The following is a 23218-nucleotide window of genomic DNA, read 5'->3' on the forward strand; positions in this document are numbered from 1 at the left end:
CAGGACCGGCTCCAAAAGTGACCAGAATTACCACCGGCTGTGCCAGTTGTACCGTGGGCCCAGAGGGCGGCTACGCACGATATCTGCATTGCGGGAATCGACAACGAGTCTGACAGGAAAACCACGCCAGCCACGTGCTTTGATGATGTACATCGGGCCGCGGCGATCAATGATTTTGATCCGATGAAACCCGCGATGGCGCAAGCTGCGGCGAATTTGCCTCGGCCCCAACTCGTATTGATGCCGACCGTGCCGACGATCCCAACCGCGCCCCGGCCCGCCGCGGTAATCGACTGTAATCGTCATGCCGCTGACCACGGGTGCCTTTGCACCGAAACCTGAGACAGGAACAGCCTGCGCTTGCGTTGCTCCACCGGCGGCCAAGAGCAAAACCGCTCCTGCAATCGGGGCAGACGCTTTCGTGGAAATGCGCTTCATGAGTGACATCGACATTGTGTGATCTCCTTGTTCCGCCAGCCCCGTGCTGGCGATACCCGGAGAATGCCGAAGAGCGTTTGAACGGGACCGGAAGGCCCTATTCATCTTCAGTTCATCGCCGATGATTCCGCTTACCCACGACCTCTTGAATTCAAAATTCAGAATTCCCATCTCGATCAGTGCAGGCGCCAAAACGGGTCTGCGGAGCGTTCCAGTCTCGCCAATAATGGGGGACAGGAGATCGCAAAAATCAGAAGTAACAGTTGCTCAAAGAGAGGACAGACTATGCGTCACTTCGACTTTACCCCACTTCACCGTTCCACAATCGGTTTTGACCGCCTTTTTTCCATGCTGGATGCAGCTGGCAATGAAGCTCCAAGCTATCCGCCGTACAACATCGAGCGGACCGGCGAAAACTCCTACCGGATCACCATGGCTGTTGCAGGCTTCAGCGATGCGGAACTCTCCGTTGAAGCAAAAGAACACGTTCTGACGATCAAGGGTGAAAAAGCAGAAGAAGCTGCTGATCGCGAAATACTATATCGCGGCATCGCATCCCGGACGTTCGAACGCCGCTTCCAGATCGCGGAATACGTCCGCGTTGACGGTGCGAGCCTCGAAAATGGTCTCCTTCACGTCGACCTGGTCCGTGAACTGCCCGAGGCCATGAAGCCCCGCAAGATCGAGATCACATCCGGCGGGACCAAACAGATTGAAAGCACCGCTCACTAACCGGCAGCTTCTCCCCTGAGCTGAAGCGGTGCGGAGGCGCCTGTCAAACAGGCGCCTCTCTTCGTATCTACCGCAGCCTCAAGATATCTCGGACAGCGCACCCAAGAACGCTGCCACGTCGTCTTCGGTCGTTGCGAAGCTGCACACCATGCGTACGCAAACTTCATCCGCCTGCGGAGCATGGTCCTCAGGCATATCTTTCGCCGGCCATTCGTAAATTTTTGCGCCTTTGGCTTCCAATTGCTCGAACTGCCGACGCTCCAGGATTGGAAACAGCTCATTGGCTTCAACAGGCCAGGCTGTTCTTCCACCAGCGGACCGAATGCCTTCGGCTAGTTTTAATGCCATCGCATTGGCGTGTGCTGCCGTATCCAGCCAGCTGTCTTCACTGAAATATCCATCAAACTGAGCAGCCACAAACCGGCTCTTGGAAAAAAGATGCCCGCCGCGCTTGCGGAAGTACTCAAAGCCTTTGGCAGCTTCCAGGTCGAAGAAGACGACCGCTTCCGCGCACCAGCATCCGTTTTTTGTTGCACCGAAGGACAGCACATCCACGCCGGACTTCCACGTCATGTCGGCAGGTGAACATCCAAGCGTTACGAGTGCATTTGCGAAGCGAGCGCCGTCCATGTGCAAAGGAACAGACCGGGAAGCCGCAACTTCCTTAATCGCGGCAATCTCTTCCAACGTGTAGACTGTGCCGCTTTCCGTCGCCTGACTGATGGAGACACTTGCAACCTGACCATGATGCACCACACCATCGGGGAAAGCGGACATGGCCTCGGCCAACCCTCCTGCGGCAAACTTCCCATTCGCCCCAGGAACACTGACCAGCTTGCCGCCGCTTGTCATGAATTCCGGACAATTGCACTCATCGACCTGAATGTGCGAATCGCGGTGGCAGAAAATGGCGCCACCCGGCTTCCCGTATGCTGCGAGGGCGAGCGAATTTGCAGCTGTCCCTGTTGCCACAAAAAAAACGGCCACTTCCCGTTCAAACAGCTCATTGAACTTGTTGGAGACGCTTTCGGTGAGGGGGTCACTGCCGTAAGCCGGCACATGACCATTATTATGGCGGGTCAGCGCCGACATCACCGCCGGAGCTGCACCCGCCCAATTGTCACTGGCAAAATTCATGGGGCCGTTAAATCACCACGGCCCCAACCGGGCAACCGCTATTTCCTAGTAGTACATTTCCCGCTTGCGGTACTGGACACCCAGTAGCGCATCGAGCGAAATCAAACCCGGTCCTTTCAAAGTCGGCACCAGAAGCAGGAAGATCCACAGCAGCCGATCATCTGCAATAATCGCATAAGGATCTCCGTCAAACAGCGCCCCGATTGTCTTGGCATCGGCCCCATGACCCGTGATGTCGACATAAGTCATGACAATAATGAAGACGATCATGCCAAGGCTCGCCGCGCGGGTGAAAAGGCCAACAACAACAAGCACCGGCAGGATGAACTCGCCCCAAGTTCCGAGGAGGACAATCAGTCCATATGGAAAAAAGGCGATCTGGCTGGTGTCATAGCTGACCTGCTCCATCATAGCCGGCAGCATTTGGGCATATGCGCCAGCCGTCGGCGTGAAGATGTTCATGATGTTGCCGCCAATTTTTGTGAGCGCCGAGTTCCAGAAAAACTGAAAAAGCACAGCAGCAAAAATAAGGCGGGAGGCAAGACCCAGAAACCAGCCCTCAGTCAGCCGTTCAATTGCGCCGAACACCAACGTGTAAAGCCTTACAAAAAAACCAATAACCATCCGCTTCATAGCCTCTTTTGTTGTTTCTAGCCGGATCCCGCTTAGGCGGGTTCTTTGGTCTGCAAACCGGCAAGAGCCCCATTTGATAGAAAGTTCGACAAACAATCAGCCAGTGTAAAACCGCTGTCTACTTCAAGTGCCGTTTCAGCCGCTTCCCCCAACGACGCTCCGGAAAAAATTGCGCCCCCGAAGGCAGCATGGCTTGGTTCCAAAACCCGGACATCGACATCAAGCTCTGGCCGGACGATCAGCACGGGCTGGGCAACAGAGAGATCGATCTGCGATTGCTCTCCATCTTTGAACCGGTTGACCTTCACGAGATCCCAGATCGGCCACTCTGAAGCCACGATCGTTGCGGCGGGGTGGCGCCGAAATCTCACCCCTCCAAGATCTGCGGGCGGGATCGTCGCAAGCGTAGCCGGATCAAAAACTTGACAGTCTTTCGCGTGGTAGGATTGAAGCCAAGCCCATTCTAGGCGCGCCACATCTTCCAGATAAGGATAGGCCTTCAGCGGTGGGAATGCGGCAAGAAAACTTGAAAACTCTTCTCCATACCAGATAAGGACAGGGTTTGACGGCTGATGTTTTGCGACAAACGCACGGGCCAAAGCCGCAAAATATTCGTCGCCGAGGAGCGCTTTGATAGACGGGTAGGTCTCGCCCAGCGCCTCGCAAAGGCTGACGATGACATTGTTCCTATAAACATTGAAGCGTTTCACGTCCGGCAGCCCATCGGGTCCGACAGCGCCTTCGGGTGTCCCGAGTTCCGGATTGATGAGAGCGTCGCCAAAGTCAGCTGCGGAGAGCCTTGGCAGTACAAACACTTGTGCCATGTCAGCTGACCGCCTTCAGGTCTGCGTTTTCGGCACGACGCAGGATTTCCTGCGCAGCATCTGCTTCACGAAGCAAAACGGGCCATGCAGGAACATCATTGTCCCATTCAATCAACGTCGGCAGGGCGCCGTGCATTCCAATCACGTCTTTGTAGAGAGCCCAAACAGCATCATCGACGGCGCGGTCATGCGCATCAATCAACAGCGGACGTCCCGCCTCGTCCATATCCGGAGCATGGCCTCCAAGATGTATCTCACCGACATATTGCATGGGAAATTCGGCAAGGTAAGCGGCCGGCGACTGTTGCTGGTTAGTACAGGACACGTAGACGTTGTTGACGTCAAGCAGCAGACCACACCCTGTCCGGCGAGTGATCTCCTTAAGGAAATCCAACTCACTGAAGGTGCTCTGAGCATAGGCAATGTAAGTGGACGGGTTCTCCAAAAGCATCTGCCGCCCCATCACATCTTGAACTTCATCGATGTGATCGCACACGCGTATGAGAGTTGCCTGGTCGTATGGAACCGGCAAGAGGTCATTGTAGTAGGTCGTCTCGTGTGTAGACCAGGCCAGGTGTTCAGAGAACAGACCCGGCTCATAGCGTTTGTTCAGCTCCGCGAGCCGAGCCAGGTGATCTTTGTCGAGCGGGCTTTCGCCGCCAATGGACAGACCAACCCCGTGAAGCGATAGCGGATAGATATCGCGAATTGCCGTGAGTTGTTGATGCGGCCGCCCTCCGGCGCCCATATAGTTTTCCGCGTGAACTTCGAAAAATCCGATGTCCGGGTGGCTTTGAAGAATGTCGGCGATATGCTCCGATTTCAAACCAGCGCCGGGCCGGTTCGGAACGGCCGCCTGAGTGCCAAAAGGAGAAACGGGTTGCTCGTCGGACCGCATGGCAAGCTCCAGACCTTGAACTACGGTGTGAGGCGGGCGGCGCAAACCGCCAGCCTGAGTTCGCATGATCGCCCGTTAATGGCCGATTCGAATTCTTCCAATTACGCTTCCGGAAGGTCGCGAGACAATTCCGTCAAGGATCCCTTGCGGCCGTCCGGCAGTTCCATGGACACGCATGTACCTTTCGGAACCAGCGTCCAAGCGTTGCCTTGGTAGTCAACGGTTGAAGAACCGGCACACGTCGTTCCCGGACCGGCTTTACAATCGTTTTGGCCTTTCAGGGAAACACCATAGCATTTCTCTTTGGCTTGAGCATGGGCCGGTGTCGAAGTGGTCGCCGAAAGACCTGCAATTGCAGTGGCAACGGCGCCAGCAACAACTGCTGCAGACATAGCCTTGTTTTTCATATCAAACTCCTCTGGTCAAAAAATCAGCGCAGCAACCACGATGCCGGATAAGTGCTGCTACACCCGTTACATGGCCGGATTGGCGTTCAATGGGAAATCAAACGCCTGTGACACTGCTGCGAGCTGTCACCTACCTTAGACTATTAAACGAAAGATTCTTACTCAAACCCAACTCAACGCGACGTTTCCGGACGATTGGCACTTTACGTACGAAACAATTATAATAGCGACAAAGAAACACACTTGCTCCTTGCAATGAAATCTGTCATGTTCCGCCCGCTTGGAATAGGACAGGCATACTGTCCTTTTGAGGTAAGGGAAACACCACCGGACCGCCGGTCGTGATAAATGTAAGATCCAAGCAGCCGCTTGCTCGGTCCGGGGAGGGCCTCCAGCAAGATGAGGCAATTGTGTTTCAACAGCGCTAACTGGCGCTGCGGCAATGCGACGGTTTGCCAGAACAAGCCGCTGCAGTAAGTACATCGACAGAGCCGGGGCAAAAGCCAGGGTTCACCGAGCCGCACTCTTGATGGAATGCGACCCGAACGGAACCCGACGCTCCAAACCACGGCTAACACTGGGGTAACAGTGAGGGCGCACATGACGAAGACAGAGCTGACGACCAGCACAGCCATGCAAGCAGGCCAGACGGAGACAAACACCGTGACAGCCACAACACTTGCCGATCGACTGGGCACGGCCGCCGACAAAGGGCTCTACAATCCGTCGCGCGAACACGATGCCTGCGGTGTTGGCTTTGTTGCGCACATGAAGGGCGCAAAATCCCACAAGATCGTTGCAGATGGACTGCAGGTTCTGGAGAACCTCACACACCGCGGCGCAGTTGGTGCAGATCCGCTCATGGGCGACGGCGCCGGCATGCTGGTTCAAATCCCTCACGGGTTCTTCGAAGCTGAGATGTCTGCCGCTGGCACACCGCTTCCGGAATTCGGCGGCTATGGCGTAGGCTTTGTATTCTTGCCACAGGACGATGTCCTGCGTGCCAAGTGCGAAGAAATCGTAGAGCGGGTCATCAAAGCCGAAGGGCAAGAGTTGATTGGCTGGCGCGATGTGCCGGTCGACAACGCGTCCCTTTCCAAAGCTCCAGACATTGCAGCCACTGAGCCGGTATCGCGTCAGGTCTTCATCAAACGCTCGAATGGCGACGATCAGGATGCGTTCGAGCGCCGGCTTTATGTTCTGCGCAAAGTGATCTCCAATACCGTTCGCGCGGAAACAGATGCGGTCACGAAAGGCTTCTACATCGTCTCGCTGTCGAGCCAGACCATTGTCTACAAGGGCATGTTCCTCGCCTATCAGCTTGGCGCTTACTACAGCGACCTGAAGGATGAGCGGTTCACCTCTGCTCTCGCGCTGGTTCACCAGCGTTTCTCGACCAATACGTTCCCGTCCTGGGACCTCTCCCACCCCTACCGGATGGTCGCCCATAACGGCGAAATCAACACGCTCCGCGGCAACGTCAATTGGATGGCTGCCCGCCAGGCATCGGTTTCATCCGCGCTGTTGGGAGACGACATTTCGAAGCTCTGGCCGATTTCCTATGAAGGCCAATCAGACACAGCCTGTTTCGACAATGCGCTCGAATTCCTGGTGATGGGCGGTTACTCGCTCGCCCATGCTGCAATGATGCTGATCCCGGAGGCTTGGGCTGGCAACCCGCTGATGGATGACAATCGCCGTGCCTTTTACGAGTACCACGCTGCATTGATGGAGCCGTGGGACGGCCCGGCTGCTGTTGCCTTCACCGATGGCCGCCAGATCGGTGCGACGCTTGACCGGAACGGTCTGCGCCCGGCCCGCTACATCGTGACTGAAAACGACTTCGTCATCATGTCTTCCGAAGTTGGCGTTCTGCCGGTTGAAGAAGAAAAGATCGTCCAGAAATGGCGCCTGCAACCGGGCAAGATGCTGCTTATCGACCTGGAAGAAGGTCGGATCGTCTCTGACGACGAAATCAAGCGCCAGCTGTCCACGGCCAACCCATATAAAGACTGGCTGCACAAGACACAGATCGTTCTGGAAGATCTGCCGGGCGTCCGCCAGATGGCCCCGGTCGCAGGCGAAAGCCTGCTCGACCGTCAGCAGGCCTTTGGCTACACCCAGGAAGACATCAAGCTTTTGATGACCCCGATGGCAACAGTCGGTCAAGAAGCTATTGGCTCCATGGGCACCGACACGCCAATCTCGGCGTTGTCGGACAAATCTAAGCTGCTTTATACCTACTTCAAACAGAACTTCGCTCAAGTCACCAACCCGCCGATCGACCCGATCCGTGAGGAGCTGGTGATGAGCCTGGTCTCATTCATCGGGCCGCGCCCGAACTTGTTTGACCTGAAAGGTTTGTCGACATCCAAACGCCTGGAAGTCCGTCAGCCAATTCTGACCAACGAAGATCTGGAAAAAATCCGGGTGATCGGCGACATCGCCGACAATCAGTTCTCGGCCAAAACCCTGGACATCACCTACAACGCCGATAAAGGCGCTGAAGGAATGGAAGGCGCATTGGCCGAACTCTGCGAGCGCGCCGAAAAAGCGGTGCTTGACGGATACAACATCATCATTCTGTCGGATCGCATGATTAACCGATCGCGGATTGCGATCCCGGCCCTCTTGGCGACAGCTGCGGTCCATCACCACCTGATCCGCAAGGGCCTTCGCACATCTGTCGGCTTGGTGGTTGAAACCGGTGAAGCCCGTGAAGTGCACCATTTCTGTGTTCTTGCCGGTTTTGGTGCCGAAGCCATCAACCCGTATCTTGCCTTCGAAACCCTTCTTTCCATGCACATGGAGATGGACTTCCCGGAAGAAGTTGATCAGTACGAAGTCGTCGAGCGCTACATCAAGTCGATCGACAAGGGCATCTTGAAGGTCATGTCCAAGATGGGCATCTCGACCTACCAGTCCTACTGCGGTGCCCAGATTTTTGACGCCGTTGGTTTGTCTTCTGAATTCGTCGAGAAGTACTTCTTCGGCACAGCGACCATGATCGAAGGCATTGGCCTGAGTGCAGTTGCCCAGGAAACCGTTCAGCGCCATTCCGAGGCATTCGGCGATGTGGCAATTCTGCGCCGGTCGCTGGATGTTGGCGGCGAATACGCTTACCGGATCCGCGGCGAAAACCACATGTGGACGCCAGATTCCATTGCAAACCTGCAACATGCTGTCCGCTCCAAGCTACCGGACATGTACCGGACGTTCGCAAAAGAAGTGAATCAGGAAAGCGGACGCTTCGCGATCCGTGGCCATTTCCGCATCAAAAATGCAGAGGAAATCGGCCGCTCCGAAATCGACATCTCCAAGGTTGAGCCCGCTGAGAACATCGTCAAGCGGTTCGTCACCGGCGCAATGTCGTTCGGGTCGATTTCGAAAGAAGCCCATTCCAGCCTTGCCGTCGCCATGAACAAGATTGGCGGCAAGTCCAACACCGGTGAAGGTGGCGAAGAGCCAGAACGTTTCAATCCGCTCCCCGATGGCACCATGAACCCGCAACGGTCGGCCATCAAACAGGTCGCCTCGGGACGTTTCGGCGTGACAACCGAATATCTGGTCAACTCCGACATGATCCAGATTAAGGTTGCTCAGGGTGCAAAGCCTGGCGAAGGCGGTCAGTTGCCGGGCCACAAGGTGGATGCGGTGATCGCAAAAGTCCGTCATTCGACCCCGGGCGTTGGCCTTATCTCGCCTCCCCCGCACCATGACATCTATTCCATCGAAGATTTGGCACAGCTGATCTACGACCTGAAAAACGTAAATCCGGTCGCGGACATCTCGGTGAAGCTAGTCTCCGAGGTCGGCGTCGGGACCGTGGCCGCAGGCGTTGCCAAGGCACGGGCAGACCACATCACCATTTCAGGCTTTGACGGCGGCACCGGTGCATCACCGCTGACCTCGCTCAAGCATGCCGGCTCTCCGTGGGAGATTGGCCTTGCAGAGACCCAGCAGACCCTCGTTCTGAACGGCTTGCGCTCACGTGTTGCCCTGCAGGTTGACGGTGGGCTTCGTACGGGTCGCGACGTAATCATCGGTGCTCTTCTGGGCGCGGACGAGTTCGGGTTCTCGACCGCCCCTCTAATCGCGGCCGGTTGTCTGATGATGCGCAAGTGCCATTTGAACACCTGCCCGGTTGGGATTGCGACACAGGATCCGGTTCTGCGCAAGCGCTTCAAGGGCACTCCGGAGCACGTCATCAATTACTTCTTCTTCGTTGCCGAAGAAGTCCGTGAGCTCATGGCATCCCTCGGCGTTGAAAAACTCGATGACCTCATTGGTCGCTCCGACTTCCTCGACAAGGAAGCCGCGCTCGATCACTGGAAAGCCAACGGCCTTGATTTCTCCAGGATCTTTTTCCAGCCGGACGCAAAGCCGGAAGAAACCCGCTGGACGGAGCGCCAAGAGCACCCAATCGTCGACATTCTTGACCGCCGCTTGATTGCAGCTGCGCAACACACGCTGGATACCAAGGAACCGTCGACCATCGAGGAGACCATCTGTTCGGTGGACCGGTCGGTTGGCGCCATGCTGTCTGGCGAGATTGCCAAGCGCTACGGCAACAAAGGCCTGAAGAAACCGGACACACTGACGGTCAAACTCAAGGGCACAGCGGGTCAGGCGTTTGGCGCGTTCGTCGCCAAAGGCGTCACAATGGACCTGGAAGGCGATGCCAACGATTATGTCGGCAAAGGTCTGTCCGGCGGTAAGATCATTGTCCGCCCACCGGAAAACACCCGGATCGTTGCCGAAGACTCCATCATTGTCGGCAACACCGTGCTTTACGGTGCAACTGAGGGCGAATGCTACTTCCGCGGCGTTGCAGGTGAGCGGTTCGCAGTCCGCAACTCCGGTGCGGTTGCCGTTGTTGAAGGCGTCGGAGATCACGGTTGTGAATACATGACCGGTGGTGTCGTCGTCGTGATTGGTCAGACAGGACGGAATTTCGCAGCTGGCATGTCCGGCGGCATCGCCTACGTTCTCGATGAGGATGGAACCTTCGGATCCCGTTGTAACCTGGCAATGGTGGAACTTGAACCAGTCACCGAAGAAGATGACTTGCTTGAGAAGCTGCATCACCATGGCGGTGACATTGAGCACAAGGGCCGTGTGGATCTCTCCTGCGACATGACACGTCATGATGATGAGCGCCTGCGGCAGATGCTGACCAAGCACAAGGAGCTGACCGGCTCAACCAAGGCAGCAGCGATCCTGGACGATTGGGCCACTTACCGGCCGAAATTCGTGAAGGTCATGCCGGTCGAGTACCGCCGTGCATTGCGGGAAATGGAAGAGCAACGCCTCGGCATGGTCGCGGCGGAGTAACCGGCACATTGAACAAAATGGCTCTCGGCCGCCGATCGCGGCCGATTGCAGCCACCTTGAGGACGCACAAATTTGAGGAGGTCGCCTTGGGCAAGGTAACCGGTTTTTTGGAAATCGATCGTCAGGAACAGAAGTACCAACCAGCTTCTGACCGCATTCGCCATTTCCGCGAATTCACGATCCCGCTCAACGATCAGGAAGTCGCCAACCAGGCGGCACGTTGTATGGACTGCGGCATTCCGTTCTGCCATGGACCAAGCGGGTGTCCGGTCAACAACCAGATCCCGGACTGGAATGATCTGGTCTTTCAAGGCGACTGGGACATCGCGCTGCGCAACCTGCATTCGACCAACAACTTCCCGGAGTTCACCGGACGTATCTGCCCGGCCCCGTGCGAAGAAGCCTGCACGCTGAACCTTGAAGACATTCCGGTCAACATCAAGAGCATCGAGCAGGCGATTGCCGACAAGGGCTGGGAAGAAGGCTGGATTGCCCCGGAACCGTCCGCCACGAAGACAGGCAAAGCCGTTGCCATCATCGGTTCAGGCCCCGCAGGCATGGCCGCGGCCCAGCAACTCGCCCGGGCCGGCCATACGGTCCACGTCTATGAACGGGAGCCAAAGGCCGGCGGTCTGCTGCGCTACGGCATTCCGGACTTCAAGATGGAAAAGCACTTCATCGACCGCCGCATCAAACAGATGGAGGGCGAGGGTGTCACCTTCCACTACAACGTCGATGTCGGCGTCACAGTCAGCATGGACGAGCTCACCGAACGCCACGATGCTGTAATCCTGTGCGCCGGTGCTGAACGTCCGCGCGATCCTGGCGTTGAAGGCATGGACCTTCAGGGCTGCCATTGGGCAATGGACTACCTGGTTCAACAGAACCGCCGCGTTGGCGGCGAACCGGAAGGCGACGAAGCCCCGATCTGGGCCGGCGGCAAGCATGTTGTCGTCATTGGCGGCGGCGATACCGCATCCGACTGTGTTGGAACTGCATTCCGTCAGGGTGCGCTTTCAGTCACGCAGCTCGACATTCGGCCGATCCCGCCTCTGAAAGAAGACAAGCTCACAATCTGGCCTTACTGGCCAACCAAGTTCCGCACATCCTCTTCTCAGGCGGAAGGGGCAGAGCGCGAGTTTTCTGCTGCAACGCTCGGTCTGGTCGCAGATGAAGATGGTGTCGTAACCGGTGTGAAATGCGCCCGTGTTGACGAGAAGCGCAAGCCGATTAAAGGCACGGAATTCATCCTGCGTGCCGATCTGGTCTTTGCAGCGATCGGTTTTTCCGGACCACGCCTGGACACCTACATCGCACAGGCCGGTGAGAAACTCGAACTGGATGGCCGCACCAACGTCAAGGCCAACACTGACGACTATAAAACATCGATCGACAAGGTGTTTGCAGCGGGAGATGTTCGCAAAGGGCAGTCGCTGGTCGTCTGGGCAATCCGTGAGGGCCGCCAGGCAGCGCGCGCGGTAGACGAGTACTTGACCGGGTCAAGCGACCTGCCGCGCTGATCGAAACACGTCAAACGACATGCAAAAGCCGCCGGATCTCCGGCGGCTTTTTGTTGCGTTGAAATGTACATCTGACCCGGAATAGAAACTCATGTATCTCCGGCTTCCGCCTCTACCAAGGAAGACACGCTATCGTTGCCGATCATGCGCGGATCATCAACACGCCCGGACACCGGCGCAAGCGGCTCGCCTTCAACGAAGAACCGGTAGGCTGTACTGCTGGTGTCAATTTCGGCATCGTCCTCACCGCCAAGCAAAAAACCTTCAGGTGATGTTGTCCGGCCCGTCAACACGATGAAATTGGGGTCATCCTCGACACCTTCGAACGCCAGTCCACCATAGCCGCCAAGAAGACGCGACAACTCGCGTTCGACAAAAAACGCAACTTTTCGGTACCCGGCCCATGTAAATGCGATCCGGTCATTGGTCCGAAGTCGGGTGTTCTTACCGTCTACATCGGGACCAAAGGATGTGTAGGCGCCATCCTCTGAGAGGAAGATATCCCACAAATCAACATATCGGACACGGCGCTCTTCCGCCGCCCCGGCAAAGACAGAGTTCAGTTGGGTGAAATCACCGTTGAGAAGTTCGTCATTGGTGGGCGGCAACCCGACCCAGACAATTGGAAGCTTCTCCTGCCGAACACTACGAACCAGCGCCATGACCTTGTTTCGATAGGTCTCAAGCCATTCCGCCGTCATATACTCGATGGGCGGTTCGCCCGGAAACTCTTCGTCCCGGTCACGCCATCCCATCATCACGACAACCGCTTTGACATCCGCGCCCCGAATACGGGAGAGCGTACGTGTGGCCCAGTCCGGCGACTCTGCGCCTGCAAAACCCTCCCGGTCTTCGGTGATTTCCTCAACCTTGATTTTTGGTTGTTGCGCCAGCGTAAATCGCAGACCGTCGGCCACACCCCGTGCCATCCGGTCTCCGACCACAAGGATCAGACCGGCGTCGGGGTCTTTTTCCACTTCCTCAAAGCGCGGCGGGAGGCCGGCAGGACGAACCACTTTTGGAGCTTGCTGAACTGGCGCTTGCCGTTTTTTCTCACGGCCACCACCAAACAAACGCTGAATTGGGGCGAACGGGTTGAAGCCCCGAAATCCATTATTCTGAGCAAGCACTATCGGTTCTTCAGCCATGGCCTCTCTTTGAAACCAGCCAGTCGGCTCAGCCGGACAAACAAGAAGTGCCAGGGCAAGTGCGAACGGCAACGCAGATGGCCGAGCCATCTGCGTCAAACGACGAAGTGAAGATTTGAAAGCCACTGTTCGCGTCCCAACACCGATCCGTGTTCGGGTCAGTTTAGCGGTCTGTTTTCAGGTGCGCCAGCAAAACAACTGACGGATGCCCATCCGGCACCATCCCCTTTGACCGCTGATAGGCCCGGATGCCCCTGCGGGTAGCCGGGCCGACTTTGCCGTCGGCAGCCCCAACAGAAAAGCCCTTCTGGTTTAAAAGCGCCTGCAACTCGGTCGTTTCTGACCGTGTTAGTGGCAGATGTTCCTTCGACCAGTTTCCGGCCAGAGGTCCACCACCAATAATACGATCCGCCAGATGGCCAACTGCCAGGGCATAGGCCGTTGCATTGTTGTACCGCTTAATCACATAAAAGTTGCGCAGCATCAGAAAGGCGGGGCCGGAGGCGCCGGCAGGCAAGACAAGGATGCCGTTGTCGGATGGACGCGGAAACCCTCGGCCATTTACCCGGCGGATGCCATAACGTTGCCATTCTCCGAGTGTGAGTGTCTTCTCACCATCGGCAAGATTGTAGTCAAAACCGTTCGGGAGCTGGACTTCATAGCCCCATGTCTTGCCCGTCTGCCAACCATGGCGTTTCAAATAGTAGGCAGTGGACGCCAGAGCGTCCGGTATTGAGGTCCAGATATCCCGCTTTCCATCACCGTTGTAATCCGCCGAATAGGCTTTCCAGCTGGACGGCATGAATTGGGTATGCCCCATTGCTCCTGCCCAGGAGCCTTCCATCTCAGAGAATTTCACATGTCCGGCCTGAACAATCGCAAGTGCCGTTACGAGTTCTTTGCGCCAGAAGTCTGTCCGCCTCGGCGCGGCATAAGCCAGGGTCGCAAGCGCCTGAATAACGTTGTGGCGGCCCATGAAGCCGCCGTAGTTGGTTTCCATGCCCCAAATGGCGAGCACGGCCTCACGGTCGACACCGTAGCGGGCTTCGATTTGGCGCAGGACACCATCGTACTCGATCAGAAGCTCACGGCCCTTTTCGACACGGGTATCGGAAACTGCACTGTCAAGGTATTCCCAAATCGGCTTTACGAACTCCGACTGCTTGCTCATCAGGCGGATCGTATCGTTGTCGGGCTGCATGCCCGTGAAGACCGCATTGTAGGTCTGTGCGGTGATGCCAGCAGACCGGGCTGCCGGCCAGAAATCCTTGATAAAACGGGTAAAACCGGGATCCGACGCCCCGCCGCTCGTAGCGAAGGCGGAACTGGCGCTTAGACTGCCAACCGCAATAACAAACGCTCTTAGGCTGTTGCGCAGCACTGGTTTGAAGGAAAAAACCGAAGGCATTCCGCCGATCACACGTGTCGTTTGCCGAAAAATATCCCGCATACGGGCCTCCTAATGCCCTAACCGTAGTGTCGCCCCGCCTCGTCCAAATGATCTGTTTTTGGTTACTGTGCAGTTAATGCCGGAAACGAAGGCCGGCTTCAATGGCGTTTTCGGTGTAATCACCACCGTCTTGGGAACTCTCAAAGCGGCGATGAATATAATTTGCAGTGAGCGCAACGTTTTGCGTCAATGCGTATGTCATTCCACCAAAGCCGGTCAGCGTATTTTCCTCGATCGAAACACCTTCATATGTCCGATAGCTGTAACCAAGCCCAGCCTCGCCTACCCACCGGTCGCTGAAGGCATGCGCAAGCCGAAGATCTCCAGAGTAGATAATGGAGCCGCTGGCATTGTCGATGTCTGTTGCATCAAAACTCGTTCCAACGCCAGCTGTGACCGTTGTCAGGCGGCTGGGCGACCAGACCAGCGATCCGTCAATCACAAGTCCCGACAGATTTTTCAAACGGCTGTCTTCAATGTCTTCCAAACGCCAACCGGCGCTGACTTCACCGACGAGTTTCGGGCCGGCTGCAATGGCAAGACCGCCACGAAGCTCATACCCGTCTGCATCCCGGATTTCGCAGATACTGTCGCTGCAGGTTTGGTCGAACCGGCGGAAAAGGAGCGAGCCTTGAGCAAACGGTGACAACAAGCCTCCAGCGTTGCTGCCGAGCCTCAAACTCGCGGAATAGACTGTGTTGTCACGCCCGCTCTCGATGGTGCTATCTGAATCATAGACCCTGCGATCTGCGCCAACGGCTGCAGTCGCAGCAAGAAGACCAACATTGCGCGTGACACCGAGATCGATATTGCCTTCATGGATGAAAGTGTCATTCCCGAGCGACTCGGCGCTCCCATCTTCCTCCCGGCTAATGCCGTAGCTGATGTCCGCATCAACCCGTGTTGCCTCGGTAATATCAAGACGCAGGCCCGCAGCGGCGGACCCGAAAATGTCATCGTCGTCCGGATTTCCAGGATAACCGATGTAACTGCCGCGTAGGGAAGCATCAAACTGATGCCGGACCCAATCCGAAGTCAGAGAAATGTCCGGGGCGATTCTGTAAAGACTGCCCGCACCACCTGTTGCTGATCTTGAGGTGTTGTCGGTATAGCCAGCGGTGACGGTCAATTGCGGTGTCAAAATGAACGAGCCGAGCCGAATCCCGTCCGGCGCATCGAACGTGGTGTCACCTCCAAAGACAGTATCGTCGATCCCGCCCTGAGCGAGAGGGACGGCACGCGTTACGGCAGTTATCCTGTCGGAGAATGGCCGCACTGGCTGAACACGTCCGGCTGCACCGAGTCCCGTTGATCCATCCTCTTCTTCCGCAATATTGACGGAAGGGCGTAGGGCAAAAACGTTTGATTGTGTCGGGTTCACACCTGCCGGTGTTTCTGCTTCTTCCCGGCCATCATCATCTGCAGCATTGACACGTCCAGGATCATCCGAACCACGCAGACCCGGCACCGCCGTCTGAGCGAACGACGGTTCCGCAAGCGCCAGGCTAAGCGCGAAACAGATGATGCATGTTAAAAAACGGGTCATTCACAGCCAGAATGCGGTCAGATTATACCCGCCCAACCTGACGAAGGATGGTTAATGCTTCGTTTCCATATTGCAAAATGCCAACGCTGATTAACCATAGCTGCTGGATATGGACATAAAATAAACAGGTTCTTGAACGAAAGCCTGCTGTGGCCTAATTCTAGCGCCGAAAAGCAAGAAAGACCGCGATCCATGACCAGCCCAGCTCAAGACCCCAACACTTCGGAAAGCTCAGAGCTGCACATGGAGTATATCGTTTCCGCTGAGCGGGCCCTAGAAACCGAAATGGCAGGGCTGAGCGCATTGCGGGTGGCTCTGAAAGATGGGCTTGCGGCGCCTTTCCAGAAAGCCTGCAGCCTGATCCAAGGCATTTCCGGGCGTGTCATTGTCTCGGGCATCGGCAAGAGCGGCCATATTGGGACCAAGATCGCGGCAAGCCTTGCCTCAACAGGAACGCCTGCGTTCTTCGTCCATGCCACGGAGGCAAGTCACGGCGATCTCGGGATGATTACCCAAGATGATGTTGTCCTTGCATTGTCCTGGTCCGGTGAAACACAGGAACTTGCCAGCCTTGTGGCCTACACACGGCGCTTTAAAGTTCCATTGGTTGCCATCACATCACGGCAGGACAGCACGCTCGGCCAAGCCGCGGACATTATTCTAAAGCTGCCAAGTGTGGCTGAAGCCTGCCCGCACGGGCTGGCACCAACAACATCTGCTCTGGTACAGCTTGCCCTCGGCGATGCTTTGACGGTGGCGCTTCTCGAGGGGCGCGGGTTTACCGTTCAGGACTATAAGGTCTTTCACCCTGGTGGCCGCCTTGGCGCCAGCCTCAAGACGGCAAAAGATATCATGCATCTTGGTGAGTCGCTACCACTTGTCCCGGCAGCTACACCCATGACCGACGGTATTGTTGTCATGTCACAAAAAGGCTTTGGCGTTCTGGGTGTCGTAGACGAGTTGAACCAGTTGATGGGTATCATCACCGATGGTGATTTGCGCCGCCATGTGACATCCAACCTTCTGGAAAAAACGGCTGGTGACATCATGACACGCGGGCCGAAGACTGTGCATCCAGGGACACTTTCCGCCTCAATCCTGGAACTCCTGAACAGTTCCTCGATCACGACTGTCTTTGTCGTAGAAGACGGCCGACCGGTTGGAATTGTTCACATGCATGACCTTCTTCGAGCTGGTGCCGCTTAGACGAAAGCTTTGCGTTCACAAGTAGGTCACGGATTCTGACATTTTCTCAGCGCTGCAAAATTTTAGTGGCAGCATTAGCATTTGATTAGCCATAGCGAGCCTACACTGCTCCCAAGTTTGACTGGGCCTTTCGCCCGAGACCTTGGTGTGTTTCGTATGGATCTCGCGACCCTACTTGGAATTATCGGTGCGTTTGCCATCGTTATTACCGCTATTTTTCTTGGCGGCAGTTTCGGCCAATTCGTCGATGTTCCATCTATGCTGATCGTTATCGGTGGCGGCCTTGCCGCGACCCTTATCCGATTTCAGGTTTCCGATATCGCAGCGGCGTTCACGACCGCCTTCAAGGTTGCGTTGTCCGGGAAAAGCGCAAGCCCGCGCGACCTCATCTCTGAAATTACCAACCTCGGTGAAATAGTTCGCAAGTCCGGTCCGCTCGGTCTTGAGAACGTCGACGTTTCAGATCCTGTCCTTGCAAAGGGCGTGCAATACATCGCCGACGGATACGAATTGGAATTCATCAAGGAAGCCATGGAGCGCGAACGCGACCTTCAATTAAGCCGTTTGTCGGAGGGCAAACGTGTGATGAAAGCCCTTGGGGATTCGGCACCGGCCTTCGGCATGATCGGTACGCTGGTCGGTCTCGTCCAAATGCTTGCGAACATGGACGATCCGGCCGCGATCGGCCCGTCCATGGCGGTTGCTCTTTTGACAACGCTCTATGGCGCATTGATTTCCAACATCTTGTGCCTGCCGATGGTCGACAAGCTGGATGCAAAGTTTGATGTCGATGAATTGAACCAAACCCTGATCATCGATGGTGTTTGCCAAATCCGAGAATCCAAGAGCCCTGCCCTGATCAAGGAAATGCTGGTCGCATATCTGCCGGAAAAAGCCCGGGCTGATCTGGCAGAAGCTGCTTAAGTTGGCTTAGGGGCGAGTAACGCGTTATGGCAAGAAAGAAACCACAAGGGGGAGGCGGCGCACCGGATTGGCTGGTGACGTTCGCCGATTTGATGTCACTCCTCGTGTGTTTCTTCGTTCTGATCATCTCGTTTTCCATTCAAGATAAGGAAAAACTTCAGGTCGTCGCCGGTTCAATGCGCGAAGCCTTTGGCGTGAAAGAAAACTCTCGCCGTACCGGGATCATCGAAGTCGAAGGCATCCCGATCCGGGACTACATGAAAGATATCAGCCAGGTCGAGCAGGAACTGGACTCAGATTTTGCACAAGAGCGCCACGAGAAGCGCCGCAAACAAGGCCCGGAAGCCAACACGCACGACACGATGGAAGCGGAAATCGAAAAACCGCGTCAGTTTGCAACCGCCGCGGCCTCCCTTCGGCAAGCCTGGCAGGAAATGCCGGAAATCACGGAAGTTTCGACCAACATCATTTTGGAAGAGACCGAGGAAGGTCTGAACATCATGCTGGTTGATCAGGACGGCCGGTCCATGTTCCGAGAAGGGTCGAAGTATCCTTACGAGACCACACGCCGGCTGATCGCGAAGATGGCACCGGTGCTTGCGCGAATGCCCAACCGGATCGAGATCACCGGGCATACGACAGCTGGTGCAGCAACGGTAGACCCCAGCTACACCGGATGGGACCTGTCGACGGAGCGTGCCAATGTCGCCCGTCAGATCCTCTCAGAGTATGGTGTGCCGGACGGACAATTCTATTCAGTGGTTGGAAAGTCGGACACAGAACCTTTGTTCCCGAACGATCCTTATCTTGCGGCCAACCGGCGGGTTGGTATCCTATTGATGGCCGAAGAACCACCGATCCCGCCGGGCCACAAGCTCTAAGCCAGTGTTGCGATCTACAACGGGGCTAAGACGTGCTCTCCCCGTTAACATCGGAAACAACCAACCGAGCGCCGTCGACACCATCGACACGCACTTTTGTGCCTGCTGGCAAATCTGGGCCTGAAATCCGCCAAATCGTATCATCAATTGACAGCTTGCCGGCGCCTTCGCTTAACGGCGTCGTGAGGGTGAATTCACGTCCAATGTAACGGCTGCCGCGCTTGTTCAACCCCGGATCCCCGGTCTCAGAAGCCGCTTTCAGCATCAGCTTACGACCAATCAACAAGCTGACAATTGAGAGGACAACAAAGAGGCCGACATGAACCTGCCAGCTGAAATCGAAGAGCAGCGCAACAATCCCGACCACAATGGCAGACAGTCCAAACCATAGGAAGACCGTGCCAGGAGCCAGGATTTCCAGTCCCAGAAGGATCAACCCCAGGACGACCCAGCTCCACGAGCCGAGAGCCTGAATGATGCTCTCTGTAAGACTCATTGCTGTTCTCCGGTCGATGTACGTGTAACCGGCACCCCAGATGATGACCGTTGAGGTTTATCGCCATCACCAAAAGCTTCCTTCGCAATCTCGCCGATACCGCTCAACGAGCCAAGCAAGGAGGTTGCTTCCATTGGCAAAATCAGGGTCTTTTGGTTGCGGGACGTAGCCAGCGCCGTGAAGGCTTCAACGTATTTATTGGCAACGAAGTAGTTGATCGCCTGCACATCACCATTGGCGATGGCCTCACTGACCATTTGCGTTGCTTTGGCCTCGGCTTCCGCCTCACGCTCTCTGGCTTCCGCGTCCCGGAACGCTGATTCTCTGCGCCCTTCTGCCTCAAGGATGAGCGATTGCTTCTCGCCTTCCGCCTTCAGAATCTCAGACTGACGTTTGCCTTCCGCCTCAAGGATCGATGCCCGTTTTTCCCGCTCGGCCTTCATCTGCCGGCCCATAGCATCAACAAGATCACGCGGCGGATTGATGTCCTTGATCTCAATCCTGGTGATCTTGATACCCCACGGCTCTGCAGCGGCGTCCACAACCCTCAGGATTTGGGCATTGATTTCGTCGCGGTTGGACAACAGACTATCAAGATCCATGGATCCCATGACAGACCTGATATTTGTCATTGTCAAATTGAGGATAGCGTTCTGTAGACCCAGAACTTCATAGGCTGCCCGGGCGGCATCAAGCACCTGATAAAACGTGACACCATCGGCCGTCACGGTCGCGTTGTCTCGGGTAATCACCTCTTGCGAGGGAACATCCAGGACCTGCTCCATCATGTTCAGCTTGTGACCGATCCGGTCGATGAACGGGATGATGAAGTTCAGTCCTGGGGTCAGTGTCTTGCGGTACCGCCCAAAACGCTCAATCGTGTAATTGTATCCTTGCGGGACTGTTTTGACCCCGGCAAAGAACACAAGGATGACCAGCAAAAGTACGCCGATCAAAACAATATCAAATCCGGCAATAGGCATTTCAGCCTCCTAAAATCATTATCTGACAGCACATTACGACGTGAGGTCGGGTTGTTCCAGACGAAACACCCAGCGTCAACGTGGTGTGACTGTTTTCAAAATGATATTAGGCGCTTGAGCCTGGCTGGATTATGACGGCCTCAATCCACCGGGCATTGCTGTTCGCAACGCCCGATGAACTTCAACTTCCAATTCAGATCAAATCCAACCGCCGAGCTCGCGGCGAACGATCGTGTTCAGAACATCCATTCCCAGATCGCTGTCGTTGAGGCATGGGATATGGGTGAAGTTTTCGCCGCCGGCCTCTTCAAAGATCTCGCCAGCCTCGCCAGCGATTTCTTCGAGCGTTTCAAGGCAATCCGACACGAACCCAGGGTTCATGACCGCAATGTTCTTCATGCCGTCTATGGCAAGTTGTTCTACGGTCTTGTCGGTGTAGGGTTGAAGCCACTCTTCAGGCCCGAAACGGGACTGGAACGTGGTCCGCAATTTCGTTTCGTCCATGCCCAGCACCTCACGCATCAAGCGCGTCGTTTTCATGCAGTGGCAATGGTAAGGATCGCCCCGTTTGAAATAGGACTGCGGGATACCGTGGTAGGACGTAAGGATCGTTTCCGGCTCGAAATCCAGGCTTTCCAGATGTCTCTCGACCGATTTCGCCAGCGCGTTCACGTAGATCGGATCATCATGATAGGGTGGCACAGTCCGGATTGCCGGCTGCCAACGCATGTCAATCAGGGTTTTGCAAACAACGTCATTCACAGTGGCCGTGGTTGTGGCCGAATACTGCGGGTAAAGCGGAAACACGAGAATTCTGTCGCAGCCGGCATCCTTCAGCGCTTTCAGCTTATCGGGGATTGACGGCTGGCCATAACGCATCGCCCAGTCCACTTTCAACCGGCCATTGGCATCGCCCAGCATGTCAGTGAGCTTGTCCGACTGACTGCGGGTAATGGTGCGCAGGGGCGACTCATTTTTCTCGTGATTCCAGATCTCTTCATAGGCCTTGCCGGATTTCCCCGGGCGGGTCATCAGAACAATTCCATAGAGGATCGGATACCAAATCGCCTTAGGCCATTCGATCACGCGTTTGTCCGACAAGAACTCGCGAAGATACCGGCGCATTGGCCAGTAGTCCGTCGCATCCGGCGTGCCGAGATTGACAAGAAGGACGCCGACCTTTCCGGCTTTCACATCCGGGTGTCCCTCAGGCAGGCGGACTTTTTGAAACTCAGCTGCCTGATCGAGGATGGGAGCTGTCGGTTGAACGTTCATCTGCTTTCATTACCCTTACGCTTTGCGTCACTTTCGCCCATACATAGGACAACGACTGCGGAAGGCCAATGCGGCATCACCGGCGCAGATGATCTTTTCTTAACAGAGACCGACCAGGCGACTGGCAACCTTAGCCGTAGTCGCGTTCGTCAGCGATGACTTTCCCGTCGTTAGGCAGCGTCCCGGGAGACACAAGTTCCACATCTCCCTTTAATCGGGTTACATCCCGCAAGGTATCTGCAACACGCTCAGCAAGCCCGTTGCCCATGACCTCCGTCTCGACAGACAGCTTCATGGCATCACTGGCCCCGGCACGGCTGACAGACAAGCGCGCTTTCTTGACTTCCGGATGGTTGCTGAGGATCTGGGCGATTTGGGACGGGTCGACGAACATACCTTTAATTTTGGTCCGCTGATCGGCCCGTCCCATCCACCCGGCCAGCCGCATGTTGGTCCGCCCGCAGGGCGACTGACCGGGCATAACCATCGACAGGTCCCCGGTTCCAAACCGGATCAACGGGTAGAGGGGGTTGAAGTTGGTGACCACAAGCTCACCGACTTCGCCATCGGCAACCGGTTCTCCGGTTCCAGGGCGCACGATCTCAACAATATAGTCCTCATTGACCACCATGCCTTCGCGCGCTTCGGTCTCATAAGCAATGACACCGAGGTCGGCCGTCGCATAACACTGCGCAACGGATATGCCCTTGGATGCATATTCCTCGCGCAAGGCCGGGAACAAGGCTCCGCCGGAGACCAGCGCAACCTTGATGGAGGACATGTCCCGGCCCTGCTCTGCCCCACGGTCGAGGAGAACCTTGAGGTAGTCTGGCGTTCCCGTGAAACCGGTCGGTTTCAATACTTCAACCGCTTCCACTTGCATATCCGTGTTGCCAACACCGGCAGGAAACACGGAGCAGCCCATCGCAATCGCAGCCTGATCCAGGATGAAGCCGCCAGGTGTCAAATGGTAAGAGAAGGCGTTGAGAACGGTATCGCCCATCTTGAAGCCTGCAGCGTGCAACGCCCGCGCCCCGTTCCACGGATCCAGACCGGGTGCTTGAGGTTCCCAGATCGGTCCAGGCGACATGAAAACGCGCGCGGCCGTGACACCGTTTTGCGATAGGAAGCCACCAAACGGAGGAGCCGCTTTCTGCTTCTCGAGCATCTCGGATTTGCGCAAGACCGGTAGTTTTGCGAGCGCCGCACGGTCTGTTACGGAATGCGCATCGACACCATCCAATTGTGCCGCCCACCCTGGGGCGGACTGCATGGCGCCACTCAGTTGCTCCGGTAGCCGGGCAAAGAGATCCTGTTCGCGCTGAGCAGGGCTTTGCTGCTCGCGCGCCTCATATGGTTGATTGCTCATGGTCGTCTCCGCCTGTA

General features: G+C 56.1%; 19 protein-coding genes. 6 read left to right on the forward strand and 13 right to left on the reverse strand.

Annotated features, from left to right (window positions below; translation table 11 throughout):
- Nucleotides 1–27: 27 nt before the first annotated feature.
- Nucleotides 28–453 carry a hypothetical protein gene (locus RBB44_RS13545; RefSeq protein WP_306147828.1) on the reverse strand — a complete coding sequence of 142 codons (426 nt, stop codon included), beginning with the start codon at nt 451–453 and terminating at the stop codon, nt 28–30.
- 270 nt (nt 454–723) lie between these two features.
- Between RBB44_RS13545 and RBB44_RS13550 the strand changes: the two genes are divergently transcribed.
- Nucleotides 724–1170: an Hsp20 family protein gene (locus tag RBB44_RS13550; protein ID WP_133951341.1), complete on the forward strand. Its 447-nt coding sequence runs from the start codon at nt 724–726 to the stop codon at nt 1168–1170.
- A 78-nt stretch (nt 1171–1248) separates the two neighbouring features.
- Here the strand turns inward: RBB44_RS13550 and RBB44_RS13555 are convergent, their stop codons facing one another.
- The 5 genes from RBB44_RS13555 to RBB44_RS13575 form a co-directional block, all read right to left on the reverse strand.
- Entirely contained in the window at nt 1249–2307 is a 1059-nt protein-coding gene (locus RBB44_RS13555; RefSeq protein ID WP_306147829.1) for a low specificity L-threonine aldolase, read from the reverse strand.
- 45 nt (nt 2308–2352) lie between these two features.
- Nucleotides 2353–2931: a DoxX family protein gene (locus RBB44_RS13560; protein ID WP_133951337.1), complete on the reverse strand. Its 579-nt coding sequence runs from the start codon at nt 2929–2931 to the stop codon at nt 2353–2355.
- A 41-nt stretch (nt 2932–2972) separates the two neighbouring features.
- Nucleotides 2973–3764, reverse strand: coding sequence for a DUF2063 domain-containing protein (locus RBB44_RS13565; protein ID WP_306147830.1), 792 nt, complete (start codon nt 3762–3764; stop codon nt 2973–2975).
- 1 nt (nt 3765) lies between these two features.
- Nucleotides 3766–4662, reverse strand: a complete 897-nt coding sequence (locus RBB44_RS13570) for a DUF692 domain-containing protein (protein ID WP_306147831.1) — start codon at nt 4660–4662, stop codon at nt 3766–3768.
- A gap of 101 nt (nt 4663–4763) precedes the next feature.
- A complete protein-coding gene (locus RBB44_RS13575; RefSeq protein WP_133951331.1) occupies nt 4764–5069 on the reverse strand; it encodes a DUF2282 domain-containing protein in 306 nt (101 codons plus the stop codon).
- Nucleotides 5070–5669: 600 nt separating this feature from the next.
- Between RBB44_RS13575 and gltB the strand changes: the two genes are divergently transcribed.
- Both gltB and RBB44_RS13585 read left to right on the forward strand, forming a co-directional pair.
- A complete protein-coding gene (gltB, locus tag RBB44_RS13580) occupies nt 5670–10403 on the forward strand; it encodes a glutamate synthase large subunit (protein ID WP_306147832.1) in 4734 nt (1577 codons plus the stop codon).
- Nucleotides 10404–10489: 86 nt separating this feature from the next.
- Nucleotides 10490–11923 (forward strand): glutamate synthase subunit beta, encoded by a 1434-nt coding sequence (locus RBB44_RS13585; protein ID WP_306147833.1) that lies wholly within the window; start codon nt 10490–10492, stop codon nt 11921–11923.
- 89 nt (nt 11924–12012) lie between these two features.
- Here RBB44_RS13585 and RBB44_RS13590 read toward each other — a convergent pair whose 3' ends face one another.
- The 3 genes from RBB44_RS13590 to RBB44_RS13600 form a co-directional block, all read right to left on the reverse strand.
- A complete protein-coding gene (locus tag RBB44_RS13590) occupies nt 12013–13071 on the reverse strand; it encodes a DUF459 domain-containing protein (protein WP_306147834.1) in 1059 nt (352 codons plus the stop codon).
- Nucleotides 13072–13234: 163 nt separating this feature from the next.
- A complete protein-coding gene (locus RBB44_RS13595) occupies nt 13235–14521 on the reverse strand; it encodes a lytic murein transglycosylase (RefSeq protein WP_306147835.1) in 1287 nt (428 codons plus the stop codon).
- A 73-nt stretch (nt 14522–14594) separates the two neighbouring features.
- Nucleotides 14595–16067, reverse strand: a complete 1473-nt coding sequence (locus RBB44_RS13600) for an outer membrane beta-barrel protein (protein WP_306147836.1) — start codon at nt 16065–16067, stop codon at nt 14595–14597.
- 192 nt (nt 16068–16259) lie between these two features.
- Between RBB44_RS13600 and RBB44_RS13605 the strand changes: the two genes are divergently transcribed.
- The 3 genes from RBB44_RS13605 to RBB44_RS13615 all read left to right on the forward strand — a co-directional run bounded on the left by RBB44_RS13605 (nt 16260) and on the right by RBB44_RS13615 (nt 19078).
- A complete protein-coding gene (locus RBB44_RS13605) occupies nt 16260–17273 on the forward strand; it encodes an SIS domain-containing protein (protein WP_306147837.1) in 1014 nt (337 codons plus the stop codon).
- Between the two features lie 156 nt (nt 17274–17429).
- Nucleotides 17430–18197, forward strand: coding sequence for a motility protein A (locus RBB44_RS13610; RefSeq protein ID WP_133951317.1), 768 nt, complete (start codon nt 17430–17432; stop codon nt 18195–18197).
- A 26-nt stretch (nt 18198–18223) separates the two neighbouring features.
- Entirely contained in the window at nt 18224–19078 is an 855-nt protein-coding gene (locus RBB44_RS13615) for a flagellar motor protein MotB (protein ID WP_133951315.1), read from the forward strand.
- A 25-nt stretch (nt 19079–19103) separates the two neighbouring features.
- On the opposite strand, the gene RBB44_RS13620 is transcribed toward RBB44_RS13615, so the two are convergent.
- From RBB44_RS13620 to RBB44_RS13635, 4 genes are all read right to left on the reverse strand, one after another.
- The gene (locus tag RBB44_RS13620; RefSeq protein ID WP_133951313.1) at nt 19104–19574 is read right to left on the reverse strand and encodes an NfeD family protein; all 471 of its coding nucleotides are present in this window, start codon (nt 19572–19574) and stop codon (nt 19104–19106) included.
- Entirely contained in the window at nt 19571–20557 is a 987-nt protein-coding gene (locus RBB44_RS13625) for an SPFH domain-containing protein (protein ID WP_133951311.1), read from the reverse strand. Before RBB44_RS13625 ends, RBB44_RS13620 begins: the two co-directional genes overlap by 4 nt.
- A 198-nt stretch (nt 20558–20755) precedes the next feature.
- Nucleotides 20756–21832, reverse strand: a complete 1077-nt coding sequence (hemH, locus tag RBB44_RS13630) for a ferrochelatase (protein ID WP_306147838.1) — start codon at nt 21830–21832, stop codon at nt 20756–20758.
- A 130-nt stretch (nt 21833–21962) separates the two neighbouring features.
- On the reverse strand, nt 21963–23201 hold the full coding sequence (locus RBB44_RS13635; RefSeq protein ID WP_306147839.1) for a phenylacetate--CoA ligase family protein: 1239 nt from the start codon (nt 23199–23201) through the stop codon (nt 21963–21965).
- Nucleotides 23202–23218: the final 17 nt, after the last annotated feature.

Source organism: Roseibium sp. MMSF_3247 (assembly GCF_030733765.1).
Classification (GTDB): Bacteria; Pseudomonadota; Alphaproteobacteria; order Rhizobiales; family Stappiaceae; genus Roseibium.